The following is a 1,260-nucleotide window of genomic DNA, read 5'->3' as shown; positions in this document are numbered from 1 at the left end:
GCGGGGTGTTCGCGGGGCGGGCCGGCTGGATCCTGCCCTGGCAGCGTTGCTTTGGGGGGTCGGTGCTCCGACCCCCTGGGGCCGGCGGGCCTGGCTGGCCCTGGTTGTTGTCGGCAGGCTGCCTCGCGGCTGGGTGTTCCGGGGGCTTTTGTTCCTGGGTTGTCAGGTTTTGGGGTGAAGGGACGCGGGGTGTTCGCGGGGCGGGCCGGCTGGATCCTGCTGGCTGGCAGGGCTGGGCTGGCCTGGTCGTCGTCGGCCGGCTGCCTCGCTGCGGGGTGCTGGTGGCCCTGGCTGCGGTGTTTGGGGGGGGGTGGCGGTCCACCCCCCTGTTTTGGGCTGGCGGCCGGCCGGGGCCGGCGGGCTGCTTCGTTGTTCGCTGCGGTCGGGCCGGCTGTCCTGGCTGCGGTGTTTCCTGGGGGTTTTTGGGCCTCGCTGCTCTGTCAGGTTTTGGAGTGAAGGGACGCGGGGTTTCCTGGCGCCGGCGGGGCCGGCTGGCCGGGGTGCCCTGGTCGTCGTCGGCCGGCTGCCTCGCTGCGGGTGGGTTGGCCGTGCCGTTGCACGGTGGGGGGCGGCGCACCCCTTGGTGGTGCTGGTGGGTCTGTTGGTTCTTTTACTTCTGTCCAGTGTGGTGTTTTCCCCGTGTTTTAGGGGATTTACGGGTTGTCCGGGTTGGTGTTGTGGTTCCAGTGGTTCTTTTACTTCCATTGGGGTCGGTTGTTCATTGGTCTTAGGAAACCGCATATGGCCGGGTGCCCGCAGCAGGACACGGCGTGGTTTCTTCCTCGGCTGGCCGTGTCAGGTTTTGGGGTGAAGGGACGCGGGGTTTCCTGGCGGCCGGCGGGGCCGGCTGCCTCGCGGTTGGAGATTAGTCTCCGGCTGGGGTGCCCTGCGGGCGGGCCGGCGGGCTGGCTGGATCCTGTCCCGGTCGTCGTCGGCTGGCTGCCTCGCTGCGGGTCGTGGCTGCCCTGGCTGCGGTGCTTGGGGGGGGGTGGCGGTCCACCCCCCCTGTTTTGGGCTGGTGCCGGCAGGGCCGGCGGGCTGCTTTGGTTCCTCGCTGCCCCGTGGGTGGCTGGCTTGTCAGGTTTTGGGGTGGAGGGACACGGGGTTTCCTGGCGGCCGGCGGGGTCGGCTGGATCCTGTTGGGCCGGCCGGAGGCCGGCGGAGCTGGCGGGCTGTTTTGGTTCTTCGCTGCGGGGCCGGCTGTCCTGGCTGTGGTGCCTGGGGGGGGTGGTGCTCCGACCCCCCCCCCAGGCGGGCCGG

The organism is Arthrobacter sp. 9E16, assembly GCF_002929435.1.
Classification (GTDB): domain Bacteria; phylum Actinomycetota; class Actinomycetes; order Actinomycetales; family Micrococcaceae; genus Arthrobacter_B; species Arthrobacter_B sunyaminii.
Note: the sequence above shows the minus strand (reverse complement) of the source record.